This is a genomic window from Rhodococcus aetherivorans, assembly GCF_025722975.1.
GTDB lineage: Bacteria > Actinomycetota > Actinomycetes > Mycobacteriales > Mycobacteriaceae > Rhodococcus > Rhodococcus aetherivorans.
This window is the reverse complement of sequence record NZ_CP106982.1, coordinates 867,329-880,011: the sequence shown is the minus strand read 5'-3', so window position 1 is coordinate 880,011 and position 12,683 is coordinate 867,329. Positions and strand designations below refer to the sequence as shown.

13 protein-coding genes are annotated in these 12,683 nt (G+C 70.5%); 4 read left to right on the top strand and 9 right to left on the bottom strand.

Annotation, left to right across the window (positions count from 1 at the left end; genetic code table 11):
• Positions 1-1,056 (bottom strand): 2,3-butanediol dehydrogenase, encoded by a 1,056-nt coding sequence (locus OCS65_RS04170; protein WP_029546450.1) that lies wholly within the window; start codon positions 1,054-1,056, stop codon positions 1-3.
• Positions 1,057-1,286: 230 nt separating this feature from the next.
• Between OCS65_RS04170 and OCS65_RS04165 the strand changes: the two genes are divergently transcribed.
• Positions 1,287-2,552: a GAF domain-containing protein gene (locus tag OCS65_RS04165; RefSeq protein ID WP_263508915.1), complete on the top strand. Its 1,266-nt coding sequence runs from the start codon at positions 1,287-1,289 to the stop codon at positions 2,550-2,552.
• A gap of 4 nt (positions 2,553-2,556) precedes the next feature.
• Here the strand turns inward: OCS65_RS04165 and OCS65_RS04160 are convergent, their stop codons facing one another.
• The 5 genes from OCS65_RS04160 to OCS65_RS04140 form a co-directional block, all read right to left on the bottom strand.
• The gene (locus OCS65_RS04160; protein ID WP_420833229.1) at positions 2,557-3,309 is read right to left on the bottom strand and encodes an SDR family NAD(P)-dependent oxidoreductase; all 753 of its coding nucleotides are present in this window, start codon (positions 3,307-3,309) and stop codon (positions 2,557-2,559) included.
• On the bottom strand, positions 3,306-4,337 hold the full coding sequence (locus OCS65_RS04155; protein WP_263508911.1) for a phosphotransferase family protein: 1,032 nt from the start codon (positions 4,335-4,337) through the stop codon (positions 3,306-3,308). The genes OCS65_RS04160 and OCS65_RS04155 overlap by 4 nt, the downstream gene beginning before the upstream one ends.
• Positions 4,334-5,551 (bottom strand): acyl-CoA dehydrogenase family protein, encoded by a 1,218-nt coding sequence (locus tag OCS65_RS04150; RefSeq protein WP_043798040.1) that lies wholly within the window; start codon positions 5,549-5,551, stop codon positions 4,334-4,336. The genes OCS65_RS04155 and OCS65_RS04150 overlap by 4 nt, the downstream gene beginning before the upstream one ends.
• Positions 5,552-5,714: 163 nt before the next feature.
• Entirely contained in the window at positions 5,715-6,335 is a 621-nt protein-coding gene (locus OCS65_RS04145) for a TetR/AcrR family transcriptional regulator (protein ID WP_006939960.1), read from the bottom strand.
• A 138-nt stretch (positions 6,336-6,473) separates the two neighbouring features.
• Positions 6,474-7,601: an NDMA-dependent alcohol dehydrogenase gene (locus OCS65_RS04140; RefSeq protein ID WP_161994812.1), complete on the bottom strand. Its 1,128-nt coding sequence runs from the start codon at positions 7,599-7,601 to the stop codon at positions 6,474-6,476.
• A 143-nt stretch (positions 7,602-7,744) separates the two neighbouring features.
• Between OCS65_RS04140 and OCS65_RS04135 the strand changes: the two genes are divergently transcribed.
• The gene (locus OCS65_RS04135; protein WP_006940694.1) at positions 7,745-8,188 is read left to right on the top strand and encodes an SRPBCC family protein; all 444 of its coding nucleotides are present in this window, start codon (positions 7,745-7,747) and stop codon (positions 8,186-8,188) included.
• A 28-nt stretch (positions 8,189-8,216) separates the two neighbouring features.
• On the opposite strand, the gene OCS65_RS04130 is transcribed toward OCS65_RS04135, so the two are convergent.
• Both OCS65_RS04130 and OCS65_RS04125 read right to left on the bottom strand, forming a co-directional pair.
• Positions 8,217-9,029 (bottom strand): ABC transporter permease, encoded by an 813-nt coding sequence (locus OCS65_RS04130; RefSeq protein WP_050036026.1) that lies wholly within the window; start codon positions 9,027-9,029, stop codon positions 8,217-8,219.
• Entirely contained in the window at positions 9,026-9,985 is a 960-nt protein-coding gene (locus OCS65_RS04125) for an ATP-binding cassette domain-containing protein (protein WP_263508894.1), read from the bottom strand. Before OCS65_RS04125 ends, OCS65_RS04130 begins: the two co-directional genes overlap by 4 nt.
• Before the next feature lie 94 nt (positions 9,986-10,079).
• On the opposite strand from OCS65_RS04125, the gene OCS65_RS04120 reads away from it, so the two are divergent.
• Complete coding sequence (locus tag OCS65_RS04120; RefSeq protein ID WP_231385959.1) at positions 10,080-10,772, top strand: TetR/AcrR family transcriptional regulator; 693 nt, start codon at positions 10,080-10,082, stop codon at positions 10,770-10,772.
• Positions 10,773-10,932: 160 nt separating this feature from the next.
• Positions 10,933-11,376, top strand: coding sequence for an SRPBCC family protein (locus OCS65_RS04115; protein ID WP_263510360.1), 444 nt, complete (start codon positions 10,933-10,935; stop codon positions 11,374-11,376).
• A gap of 16 nt (positions 11,377-11,392) precedes the next feature.
• Here OCS65_RS04115 and hppD read toward each other — a convergent pair whose 3' ends face one another.
• Positions 11,393-12,598, bottom strand: a complete 1,206-nt coding sequence (hppD, locus tag OCS65_RS04110) for a 4-hydroxyphenylpyruvate dioxygenase (RefSeq protein ID WP_006940681.1) — start codon at positions 12,596-12,598, stop codon at positions 11,393-11,395.
• Positions 12,599-12,683: the final 85 nt, after the last annotated feature.

Genomic DNA, 12,683 nt, shown 5'->3' with positions numbered 1-12,683 from the left:
TCACGGCTGGACGAGGATCTTGACGTTCTCCTCCTTGTTGGTGATCAGTTCCTCGAAGCCGTCCTTGACGATGTCGTCGAGCCCGATCCGGCCGGTGATGAACTGGTAGGGGTCGACCTTGCCGGAGGCGATCATCTCGATCGTGGCGGGATGATCGTTCGCGTAGGCGAGGCTGCCGAGCAGGTTGACCTCGCGGAAGACGAGGTCGTTCATGGCAACGCTCGCCTCGTGGCCCCAGATCGCGACGTTCACGCACGTGCCGCCCGCCCGGGTGGACTGGATAGCGGTCTTCAGGACCGCGTCGATGCCGGCGCATTCGAAGGAGACGTCGGCGCCACGGCCGCCGGTCAGCTCCAGCACCTGCTCGGTGACGTCGCCGTCGCGCGGGTCGATGATGTGGTCCGCCCCGGCCGGCTCGGCCTTCTTCTTCCGCACCTCGGCCGGTTCGACGACGATGATCTGCTCGACGCCCGCCGCGCGCAGCGCCGAGGTGGTGACGAGCCCGATCGGCCCGGCCCCGAACACGAGCGCCGAGTGGCTCGGCCGCGCACCCGAGAGCCGCACGGCGTGGTACGCGACGGCGAGCGGTTCGACGAGGGCGCCGACGTCGGTGCCGAGTTCGCCGAGCGGATGAATCCAGCGCCGCTCGGCGACGACGTACTGCGAGAAGCCGCCGCCGTATCCGGACAGGCCCACGAATCCCAGTGTGCTGCACACGTTGTAGCGGCCGTTGCGGCAGGCGTCGCAGCGGCCGCAGATGATGTACGGCTCGACGACCACCCGGTCGCCCACCCGCACGTCGTCCACGCCGTCGCCCACTTCCGCGACGACACCGGCGAACTCGTGACCGAGGGTGATCGGCACGGTCTCGCCGGTGATGGGGTGCGGTGCGTCGGCGGGCGGGGCGAAGATCGGGCCCTCGAGGTACTCGTGCAGGTCGGTGCCGCAGATACCGCACCACTCGACCTCGACCTTGACGGTTCCGGGCCGGGTCGCCGGTTCGGGGACATCCTCGACCCGGATGTCCCCGGGGCCGTGGAAGCGGGCTGCCTTCATGGGTCGATCTCCTCGCTGTACGGGCGTCGGACCTGTTCGGCCATGTCCGACGCGGGACCATCCGGGTGCGCCGCTACCGAGGCCGGCGCGTGATCCAGAACACAGCGCCGGCGTCGCCGCAACAAGTGTTGCAGTGCGTTGCGCCGCGGCGCCGCCGCGCGACGGGTGTGGTGCCGGCCACACAATTCGGCATATGCTCACCGCAACCCGACCGACGAGAGACGGAGACAGTGGGCAACTTCAGCGCCATCGAACCCGGCACCGACCTGCATCGATACGCGCGTGAGCTGGCGCGCATGCACGATGCGGTCATCGGCGGCGGCCGGTCGCCGCTGCGGCCGCGGTCGGTGGTGGCCCGGTCCTGGTCCCGGGTGCTCGTCGCGGGGCTGGCTCCGGACGGCAGCAACGCCCGCGCCCTGCTGCCGCTCGCCGAGGTCGAACGGCGCCGGCGGAACTCCCCGCTGTCGGGGGTGATCGGCGACCTCGAGCAGGTGGTGTGCTCCGTGGCCGAGGCGTCGCACATGTTGATGGTCGTGACCGACGCGGACGGGATCGTGCTGTGGCGGGCCGGGTCGGCCAAGGTGCGCAGCCGCGCCGACAGCCTCGGATTCAGCGAGGGCGCCCGGTGGACGGAGGCGACCGTGGGGACCAATGCGATCGGGACGGCCCTCGCCGAGGCCGCCCCGGTACAGCTGTTCTCCGCCGAGCACTTCGAGCAGTCCCAGCACCCTTGGTACTGCACCGCGGCACCGATCCACGATCCGCGCACCGGGGAACTGCTCGGCGTGGTCGACGTGAGCGGCCCCGCCCTGACCATCCATCCCACCATCAGCGCGCTCGTCGAGACGGCGGTGCGGCTCGCCGAGGCGCAGCTGTGGCGGTTGCACGAGAACCGGCTCGAACGGCTGCGCACGGCCGCGGCGCCGGTGCTCGCCTCGATGAGCGGGCCGCTGCTGCTCGTCGACGAGCACGGGTGGGTGGCGCACGCGTCGGGCGTTGCGGCCACCAAGCGCGTGGCGGCGCCGACGTCCGAGCGGACCTTGAGCGTGCCCGGCCTGGGCCTGTGCGTGCCGGAGCAGCTCGCGCACGGCTGGCTGATCCGGCCAGCGGGTGGCCCGGCGCGGATGGCGATCGAACTGGACCTGTCCGGCACGCCGACGGTCGTCGTCAGCGGCGCCGACTCGGCGTGGCGCAGCCCGCTGTCCGCCCGGCACGCCGAGATCCTGCTCCTGCTGCACCTGCGGGGGCCGCAGGGAATGACGGTGACCGAGGTGAGCAACGGCATCTACGGCGACCCGGACCACGCCGTCGCGGTGCGGGCGGAGGTGTCCCGGCTGCGCCGCGTCCTCGGCTCCGTCGTCGAGAGCCGGCCCTACCGGCTCGCCGACTCGGTCGACATGACGCTCACCCTCGGTGCGGCCGAACGCCTCGCGGACTGCGCGTTCGTCCGGCACGCGACCAGCCCGGCCGTCCGCGCGCTCGCGGACGGCCGGTGAGAGCTCACGCCCGGTAGGCGTCCGTCCCGGCCCGGCTGAGCACCAGGCGCGGCAGCACCGCACGGGAGGACAGCCGCAGCACCGCGTCGACGAGTTCGACGACGTCGTTCACCTCGAGCATCTCCTCGGCGGGGATGCGGTCCTTGATCCAGTCGGACATGTCGGTGTCGACGTAGGCGGGTGCGATCGCGGACGCGCTGACACCGTTGCCGGACTCCTCGGCGTTGAGCGTCTCGACCAGAGAGATCAGCGCCGCCTTCGTCGCACCGTACACGGCCAGGCCGACCTCGGCGTAGACGCCGGTGATCGACGACAGCGCAACCACTTTCGCACCGCGGCCTGGGGCGGCGGTCGCGGCCTTGCGCAGCAGCGGCAACGATGCCTGGATCAGGGCGAAGGGGGTCTCGAAGTTGACGGACACCGTCTTGCCGAAGCGCCGCATCGGGAACTCGGCGATGGTGCCGGCGGTGCCGACGCCGGCGTTGAGCACGAGCGCCCGCATGCTGCCGAACGTCTCCTCGTGCGCCGCGACGACGCGTGCCGCGGTGTCCGGGTCGCCGAGGTCGGCGGCGACGACCCGGACCTCGGGCGCACCGGCGTCGCGCAGGCCGGCGGCCACCGCGTCGAGCCGCGCCTCGTCGCGCGCGGTGAGGGTCAGACCGTAGCCCTGCTCCGCGAGGCGGGTGGCGACACCGAGCCCGATGCCGCGGGATGCGCCGGTGACCAGGGCGCTGGGGTTCACGAGATCGGTTGTCACGCTGCGCCTCCCCGCAGTGCCTCCAGGCCGGCGGCCGCGAAGACCGGTACGGCCTCCCCTGCCCGGTCGAAGCCGTCGCCGACGGTCGCCCCCACGCGCCAGCGGTGGTTGATGCCCTCGGCGATGACGGCGAGCTTGAAGTTCGCCAGGCCCATGTAGAAGTTCCAGTGGGCGAGTTCGCGGCCCGTCGCCACCGCGTAGCGCTGTGCGAGGTCGTCGGCCGACGGCAGGCGCGGGCTCGTCCACGCGGCGGATTCGCCGAGCACCTGATCGAGCGCGGGGTTGCGGTACACGCACATCAGGGCGACGTCGGTGAGCGGGTCACCGAGCGTGGACAGTTCCCAATCCACCACCGCCGCAATCTTTCCGGCATCGGCAGGATCGAGAATGGTGTTGTCGATCCGGTAGTCGCCGTGCACGATCGACGCCGCCGACGACGCGGGGATCGCGTCGGCGAGGGCGGCGTGGAGCCGATCGAGGTCGTCGATGTCGCGGGTCTTGACCCGGTCCCACTGGCCGGCCCACAACTTCACCTGCCGGGTGACGTACCCGTCGGGGCGGCCGAGGTTTCCGAGGCCGACGGCCTCGTAGTCCACCGAGTGCAGGGCGGCGAGCACGCGGACGAGCTCGCCGGTGCACGATTCGATCTCGTCGTCGCTCAGGGTGGCGAGGTCCTCGGTCGTGCGGATCACCCGCCCGGTGACGTGCTCGACGACGGTGAACGGAGCGCCCATCACGGAGTCGTCCTCGCACAGGACGACGGTCTGCGCGACGGGCACGCCGCAACCCTGCAGCGCCGACGTGATGCGGAACTCGCGGGCGACGTCGTGTGCGGACGGGGTGAGCCCTGCCGTCGGCGGCCGGCGCAGCACCCACCGCGACGTGTCGTCGAAGATCGCGTACGTCAGATTCGACTTGCCGCCGGAGATGAGTTCGGCGCGCAGTTCGCCGTCGAGGGCGATGCCCGAGTCCTCCAGGTAGCGGTGCAGGGCACTCAGGTCGAGTCCCTCGTGCTGTGCGGTCTTCATGCCCGGCTCTCCTTCGCGGCGGCGGCCTTCTTCGCGGCGCCGACGGCGCGCTTGGCGATGGCCCAGCGGTGCACCTCGGAAGGCCCGTCGTAGATGCGGAACGGGCGGACCTCGCGGGCGAGCCGCGCGACGGGCAGGTCGGCGGAGACGCCGAGGCCGCCGCACATCTGCATCGACCGGTCGACGATGCGGAACACCGCCTCGGCCGCGAAGGTCTTGGCGATGGACGTGGAGTTGGACGCGTGCGAGCCCTGGTCGAGTTCCCAGCACGCCTGCGTCAGCAGGGCACGGGTGGCGGCGATGTCGATCTCGTTGTCGGCGACCATCTTCTGGATCATGCCGAGGTCGCCGAGCTTGCCGCCGAAGCCTTCCCGCTCGGCGACGCGGGCGACGGCGATGTCGTGGCCGCGGCGCGCCGCGCCGAGCCAGCGCATCACGTGCGTCATGCGGGCGGGCCCGAGCCGCACCTGCGCGTAGGCGAAGCCCTGGTCGACCTCACCGAGGACGGCGGAATCCGGCACGAACAGGTCCTCGAAGAACACCTCGCAGTGACCGCCGATCATGGCGCGGTCGATGGTGTCGATGTGCCGGCCGACGGTCAGGCCCGGGGTGTCGGCGGGGGCGAGGAACATCGTGGCGCCGCCGCGCTGTCCGGGTTCGCCGGAGGTGCGGGCCATGATGATGAAGAATCCGGCACCGTCGGCCCCGGTGATGAAGTACTTGCGGCCGTTGATCTTCCAGCCACCGGGGACCTTCTCGGCGCGGGTGGTGAGCGCGTTGGGATCGGACCCGGCGCCGGGTGCCGGTTCGGTCATCGCGAATCCGGACCGCACGTCGCCGTGGGCGAGCGGCGCGAGGAACTGCTCCTTCTGTTCCGGGCTGGCGATGTGCGCGAGCATGTGCACGTTGCCCTCGTCGGGGGCGGCGATGTTGAGTGCGATGGGCCCGAACAGCGAGTAGCCCGCCGCCTCGAACACCGGGGCGCGGTCGACCATGCCGAGTCCGTGGCCGCCGTACTCGACGGGCGCGTGCGGCGCGAAGACGCCGGCGTCCTTGGCCGCCTGCTGCAGCTTCACCCGCAGGTCGTCGCCCCCGGCGGCGGTGATGTCACCGTTGTGGGCGTCCTCGACGGGCAGCACGTGCTCCCGGACGAACTCCTCGGTCCTCGCCACCAGTGCCTGGACGTGTTCCGGGTACGACAGATCGACAGCCATCGCGATTCCTCCTCCTCACCCCGACCGATCGATCGCTCGGTTACGACAACCGTGACACACCCCACCCCGCGCGGTCAACCCGGACGATCTACCGGGCGCCCACGGCGCAGTCCCTACCGTGCGCCCACGGCGCAGTCCCTACCGTGCGCCCACGGCGCAGTCCCTACCGTGCGCCCACGGCGCAGCGCGCGATGGCGAGGTAGCGGTGGACGACCTCGTCGGGAGCAAGCGGCCCGTCCGGTCGGTACCACCCGGCGACGGCGACGCACATGGTGGTCACCGCCCGGCTCGCGTCCTCCGGGAACTCGGTACCGAACTCCCCGCTCGTCACCCCGTCCCGGACGATCTCGTCGAGCATCCGCTGCTGCTCGTCGCGCAACGCGATGTAGGCCTTCCGGCTGTCCGGTTCCATGCTGCGCATCTCGGTGGAGGCGACGAAAGCCTGATTGCGCCGGAACATGTGGAACCGCAAAAGGGACTCGACGACCGCGTCGAACCGCTCGGAGGCCGTGGGGCCGGCCTCCGCCAGAGCCCGCCGGCTGCGGTCGAGCAGATCGCCCATCACCGCCGTCGTCAGCGAGACCAGCAGCGCCTGCTTCGACGGGTAGTGGTGGTACAGGCCCGGCACCGACAGCCCGGCCCGGGCGGCGATCTCCCGGATCGAGGTGCCGTCGTAACCGCGCTCGGCAAACGCCTCGAGTGCGGCCTCGAGCGGCTTGGGCAGGGTCGACGGCCCGTACTGCCGCCACGATCCCGATTCGACGGCTTCCTCACGCGTTTCCATGGCTTCACCGTAGGCGACCCCGAGGGGCCGGCCGAACGTCACCGCCGGCGGGCCGGCCGAACGTCACCGCCGGCGGGCCGGCCGAACGTCACCGCCGGCCGGCCCGTCACCGGATCGCGGTGCCGGTGCCGGCTCCCGTCAGTAGTCGTCGTCGCCGTAGAGCACCATGCCGCGCAGGTTTCGGCCCTCGTGCATGTCGGCATAGCCGTCGTTGATGTCCTCGAGCCGGTATGTCTTGGTGACCAGCTTGTCGAGCTCGAGCTGTCCACTGCGGTAGAGGTCGAGCAGCTTCGGGATCTGCGAGCGCGGGCCGACACCACCGAAGATCGCGCCCTGCAGGCGCTTCTGCAGCAGGGTCAGCTCGAACAGGCTCAGCGTCACCTGGGTGTCGGCGGCGCTGCCCATGCCCACCACGACCACCTGGCCGCCCTTGCCGGTCAGCGCCATCGACGGGGCGATGATGTCCCCGTGGATCTCACCGACGGTGATGATCGTGACGTCGGCCATCGCACCCCAGGTGATCTCGCCGATCACCGGCAGCGCCTCCTCGATCGAGGCGAACGTGTGGGTCGCCCCGAATTTCTTGGCCTGATCCCGCTTGAACTCCACCGGGTCGATGGCGACGACGTGCCGGGCACCCGCGTGCGCGGCCCCCTGCACCGCGTTGATGCCCACGCCGCCGATGCCGATCACGACGACGGAGTCGCCCACCTTGGTGCCGCCGATCGCCGTCGCGGAGCCCCAGCCCGTGGCAACGCCACAGCCGAGCAGGGCGGCCTTGTCGAGCGGGATGTCGTCCTCGATCTTGATGACCGAGGCCTCGTGCACGGTGACGTAGGGCGCGAACGTGCCGAGCAGGCACATCTGGATGACCGGATCACCATTGAGGGTCACCCGGTGCGTCTTGTCGGCGATGGCCTGCCCGGTGAGGAGGTTCGCCCCCTCGTCGCAGATGTTCTGCAGGCCCTTCGCGCACGAACGGCATCGCCCGCACGCGGGGATGAAGGCGAGCACGACGTGGTCGCCCTCCCGGATGTTGGCCACTCCCGGCCCGACCTTGGTGACCACGCCGGCGCCCTCGTGCCCGCCGAGGACGGGGAAGGACGCCATCGGCGTCGCGCCGGAGCGTAGATGTTCGTCGGAGTGGCACAGTCCGGACGCGGCCAGACGCACCTGCACTTCACCGGCGACCGGGTCTCCGAGGTCGATCTCCTCGATCTCCCATGGCTGATTGAGCCCTTTGATCACCGCAGCCTTGGTCTTCACGAACCCTCCCACCGGATCCACTGTGAACTGTGTCACCATGAGTAGAGCAGGACGAGCGTCCGCATGGACGACTTTGAGGATCTCCCCGGGACGCGAGTTACCTGATACCGTGGGTAACGGAAATGTCCTCATGGAGGTACACGATGATCCACATCCGCCACACCGCCGTTGCGGAGGTTCCCCTCGAGGTGGCGTTCGCCTACCTCGACGATCACCGCACGGTCCCCGAATGGATGTACGGCGTCAACCGCTTCGTGCCGGTGGGACCGCAGGTCAACGGCCTCGGCGCGGTCTTCGACGCGACCATGCAGATCGGACCGAGGGGCCTCGACTCCCGCCTCGCGATCGTCGACTGGGAACTCGACCGCAGGATCGTTCTCGACTCCATCGCGGGGTTCCGCACCGCCTCGTCGTGGGAACTCGCCGACCTCGGCGACGGGCGGATCCGCCTCGACGTCGACTTCGGATACCAACTTCCCGGCGGCCTGGCCGGACGGGCGCTCGGCAAGCTCATCGAACCGGTGGTGGGCACCGCGATCCGCCAGACCGAGCAGGCGCTGCGCTCGAACCTCGGCCGCGTCGCCTGAGCGACGCGCCACCTGCGCAAGGATCCGATCAGCGGGAGGATGCGTACCCTCGCACGGCGATCGGCACGGACACGGCAAGGATCACCGCCGTCCAGGCGAAGGCCGCGACGACCGGATGCTGCATGGGCCAGGCCGCGTCGGCGGCGACCGTCGTCCCGGATCCGAACAACTGCCGCAGGGCCGCGACCACGGCGCTGACGGGGTTCCATTCGGCGATCGTCGCGACCACGGCCGGCATCGTCTCGGTGGGGACGAAGACGTTGGAGAACATGACCGCCCCGAAGATCAGCGGCGCCACCTGCTGCAGCATCTGCTCGTCGCGGATCGAGGCGCCGAGCACAATCCCGAGCCACGCGAGCGCGAACCGGAACGCGAGCAGCAGCAGCACGGCAAGCGCCACGTCGGCGGGGGTGGCCTCGACCCGCCATCCCGCGAGAAATCCCACGGCGGCCATCGTCGCCAACGCCGAGGCGCCGGTCACCGTCTCCGCGAGTGCGAGGCCCGCCGGCACCGCAACCGGCGGGACGGGCAGAGCCCGCAGCCGGTCCGTCAGGCCGCTGCGGAGGTCGGCGTTCACGGTCGACGCGGTGACGACGATCCCCATGGCCGCGACGAGGACGAGGACTCCGGGCGTCAGGTACGACCGGTAGGCGGCAGCGTCGGATCCGCCGGCGAGCGCGCCGCCGAATACGAAGCCGAACAGCAGCATCATTCCCAGCGGTGCCGCGAGGGTCACCGCGAGCAGGCCGGGCGCGTTCCGGTACGTCGCGGCCACCCGCAGGAACAGAATCCAGGCACCCGCCGCCGGCGAGACGGTGCGGGTGGCGGTGGGGGCAGTCATGCGGGAATCCCTTCGGTCGGGCGACCGGTAAGTGCGAGGAAAGCGTCGTCCAAGGTGGCGCGCCGGCGGCCGATGTCCTGCACCGCGATGCCCTCCGCGTCGAGGGCGCGCAGGATCGGCAGCAGGGCGGCCGGCTCACCGTCGAATCCGAACGTCAGCCGCAGCGGCGCATTCTCGTCCCGGGCCGGCGCGTCGACGGGTCTTCCGCCGAATCGCTCGACGATCGCGGCGACGTCGCCCCGCCGGTGCGGATCGAGCACGACGACGTCGAGGCCGCTGCCCACGGTGCGGGCTATCGCGTCCGGCGTCCCGGTGGCGACGACCCGACCGGCGTCGAGGATGGTGACCGTGTCCGCCAGCCGCTCGGCCTCGTCGAGGTACTGGGTCGTGAGCACGACGGTGGTGCCTTCCTCCACGAAAGACCGTACATACCGGTAGATCTCGTTGCGGCTGTGGGGATCGAGGCCGGTGGTGGGCTCGTCGAGGAAGAGCACCGCGGGACGGACGACCATGCCCGCGACGATGTCGAGCCGCCTTCGCATGCCGCCGGAGTACGTGTGCACCTGCCGGGCCGCGGCGTCGGTCAGGTCGAAGCGCTCGAGCAGGTCGTCTGCGTGCCGGCGGGCGCCCCGGGCGCTGTACCCGTTCAGGCGGGCAACCATCGTCAGGTTCTGGGTGCCGGTGAGGCGGGGGTCGACCGCGTGGTACTGGCCGACGAAGCCGATGTTGCGCTTGACCTGAGCAGCCTCGCGGACGGTGTCGTGACCGAGGATCCGGGCGCTGCCGGAGGTCGGTCGCAGCAGGGTCGCCAGCATCCGCACGGTCGTGGTCTTGCCGGACCCGTTGGGGCCGAGCAGCGCGTGCACCCGACCGGCGGGCACCTCCAGGTTCAGCCCGTCGAGCACGAGGTGGCTGCCGTACCGCCTGGTGAGCGCCTCGGTTTCCAGAACCGTCATTCCGACCTCCACGATTGGGAACATCGTTCGCAATTACACCGTACGCGTCTGCGAACGTCGTTCGCAACTGTCCGGGTAGTGCATGCTGGCACCCATGCCGCATGCCGAACCCCCGACCTCGCTGTGGTTGCGTGCCGACGACCCCAGGCCCGGGCCGCGCCCTGCCCATACGCTCGAACAGCTCGCCGAGGCGTGCGTCGGCCTCGCCGACGCAGACGGGCTGCGTGCCGTTTCGATGCGGCGCGTCGCGCAGGAACTCGGGACGGCGGCCGCCTCGCTCTACCGCTACGTCGCAGGCAAGGACGATCTCGTCGCTCTCATGGTCGACCGCGTCGCCGCGGAGTACCGGTACCCGCCCCTGACCGGGGACGTGCGGACCGACGTCCTCGCCCTCGCGGAACAGGCCCGGCAGCTGCACCGTCGGCATCCGTGGTTGAGCGTCGCGGGCACGACGACACTGGGTCCGCACTCGATGCGATACCTCGACCACATGGTCGGCGCCCTCGCACCGACCGGCCTCGACGCCACCGCGACCATGATGGGAATCGCCCTGCTCTCAGGCTGGGTCACCACCTTCGCCGCGCAGGAGGCGGCGGGGTTGTCCGCCCCCACCGCCGGTGGCGGCGCCGAGCACATCACCGCCATGCTGGCCCACGGCGACTACCCCCACCTGGCCGGCCTGCTCGCTTCCGCGGGCGGGAACGCCGGCGCCACACCCGTCGACAACGATGCCGCGTTCCGGGCCGGGATCGAGGCACTGCTGTTCGGCATCGCGCCGCACCCGTGAGCGAGCCCGCTCGCTTCGGGCGACAAATTCTTGGAGAACAAGGGAATTCACGCGCCCTTCCGGAATCCGCCCACACAGTTGCGCGGGCGGATCCCGGAGACGCGAGCAACTCCGCTAGGTTCACCGGCGGAGGTGCCGCCGGATGACTGACGATCGCCGCATGATCCATGTGTGCCACGACGGCGTGGCGCACGTGGACCGCCAGGCCGCCTTCGCCTACGTCGCCGATCACCGCACGGTCCCGGAGTGGATGTTCGGAGTCACCCGCTTCGAGCCCGTGGGTGATCGGGTCCGCGGCGTGGGCGCGCCCTTCGACGCGAGCATGCGGATCGGGCCGGCCACCTTCGACTCCCGGCTCGAGATCGTCGAGTGGGAAGACAACCACCGGATCGTGCTGAGCTCGATCTCCGGCTTCCGCACCCTGTCGTCGTGGCAGTTCGACGATCTGGGCGACGGTCGCATGCGCCTCGCCGTCGACTTCGGCTACCGGCTGCCCGGCGGCGCGGCCGGTCGCGCGGCGGGGCTGCTCATCGAGCCGCTGGTGGGCACGATCGTCCGCCGGACCGAGCACGCGCTGCGGGAGCAGGTCAGCCGGATCTCCTGACCCGCCGCGCGTCCGGTCAGAAGTTGCCGCGCGCCGCCTGCTCGCGCTCGATCGCCTCGAACAGGGCCTTGAAGTTGCCCTTGCCGAAGCCGAGCGAACCGTGCCGCTCGATCAGCTCGAAGAACACCGTCGGGCGATCGGTGATCGGCTTGGTGAAGATCTGCAGGAGGTAACCGTCCTCGTCCCGGTCGACGAGAATGCCACGCTTCTGCAGTTCCTCGATCGGCACCCGCACGTTCCCGATCCGCGCGCGCAGTTCGGGGTCCTCGTAGTAGGCGTCGGGCGTGGCGAGGAACTCCACGCCCTCCTCGCGGAGCCGGTCGACGGCGGTGAGGATGTCGTTGGTGGCCAGCGCCAGGTGCTGCGCGCCGGGACCACGGTAGAAATCGAGGTACTCGTCGATCTGCGAGCGCTTCTTCGCGACGGCCGGCTCGTTGAGCGGGAACTTGACGCGGTGGTTGCCGTTGCAGACCACCTTGCTCATCAGGGCCGAGTAGTCGGTGGCGATGTCGTCACCGATGAACTCGGCCATGTTGGTGAAGCCCATGACGCGGTTGTAGAAGCCGACCCACTCGTCCATGTGGCCGAGCTCGACGTTGCCGACCACGTGGTCGAGGGCCTGGAAGATCCGCTTGGGCGCGCCGTCGCGCTTGCGGTAGGTCGACGACTTCTCCACGTAGCCGGGCAGATACGGGCCCGTGTAGCGGGACCGGTCGACGAGCGTGTGGCGCGTCTCGCCGTAGGTGGCGATCGCGGCGAGCCGCACCGTGCCGTACTCGTCGCTGATCTCGTACGGCTCCTCGAGGACCGTCGCGCCCTGGGCCCGGGCGTGCGCGATGCACTTGTCGACGTCGGGCACCTGCAGCGCGATGTCCACGACGCCGTCGCCGTGCCGGCGATGATGCTCGACGAGCGGGCTGTCCGGATCGACCGCACCCTTGACCACGAACCGCACCGCCCCGCTGCGCAGGACGTAGGCGTGGTGGTCGCGGTTGCCGGTGGTGGGACCGGAGTAGGCGATCAGTTCCATCCCGAACGCGGACTGGTAGTAGTGCGCGGCCTGGGTGGCGTTGCCCACCACCCACACCACCGCGTCCCAGCCGCTGACGGGGAACGGGTCCCGCTCGGCGTCGTACTCGACGAGGCCGACGAGCTGCCGCAGTTCCTCGGGGTTCAGCTGGGCGAGCTTCTCGCTGTCGGTGAGGGTGAACTCGAGAGTCATGGCAATTCCTCCTGCCGCCGGACGCGGCGCCATCGGTGTGTCGTGTGTCACCAGGAAAAACCCCGTCGCGGCGACGGTGCAATCT

Coding starts and splice junctions, on each gene's coding strand:
- OCS65_RS04145 (WP_006939960.1), bottom strand. CDS start 6,335: ATGGAAACGCGTGAGGAAGCCGTCGAATCGGGATCGTGGCGGCAGTAC.
- OCS65_RS04115 (WP_263510360.1), top strand. CDS start 10,933: ATGATCCATGTGTGCCACGACGGCGTGGCGCACGTGGACCGCCAGGCC.
- OCS65_RS04135 (WP_006940694.1), top strand. CDS start 7,745: ATGATCCACATCCGCCACACCGCCGTTGCGGAGGTTCCCCTCGAGGTG.
- OCS65_RS04120 (WP_231385959.1), top strand. CDS start 10,080: ATGCCGCATGCCGAACCCCCGACCTCGCTGTGGTTGCGTGCCGACGAC.
- hppD (WP_006940681.1), bottom strand. CDS start 12,598: ATGACTCTCGAGTTCACCCTCACCGACAGCGAGAAGCTCGCCCAGCTG.
- OCS65_RS04170 (WP_029546450.1), bottom strand. CDS start 1,056: ATGAAGGCAGCCCGCTTCCACGGCCCCGGGGACATCCGGGTCGAGGAT.
- OCS65_RS04150 (WP_043798040.1), bottom strand. CDS start 5,551: ATGGCTGTCGATCTGTCGTACCCGGAACACGTCCAGGCACTGGTGGCG.
- OCS65_RS04155 (WP_263508911.1), bottom strand. CDS start 4,337: ATGAAGACCGCACAGCACGAGGGACTCGACCTGAGTGCCCTGCACCGC.
- OCS65_RS04125 (WP_263508894.1), bottom strand. CDS start 9,985: ATGACGGTTCTGGAAACCGAGGCGCTCACCAGGCGGTACGGCAGCCAC.
- OCS65_RS04130 (WP_050036026.1), bottom strand. CDS start 9,029: ATGACTGCCCCCACCGCCACCCGCACCGTCTCGCCGGCGGCGGGTGCC.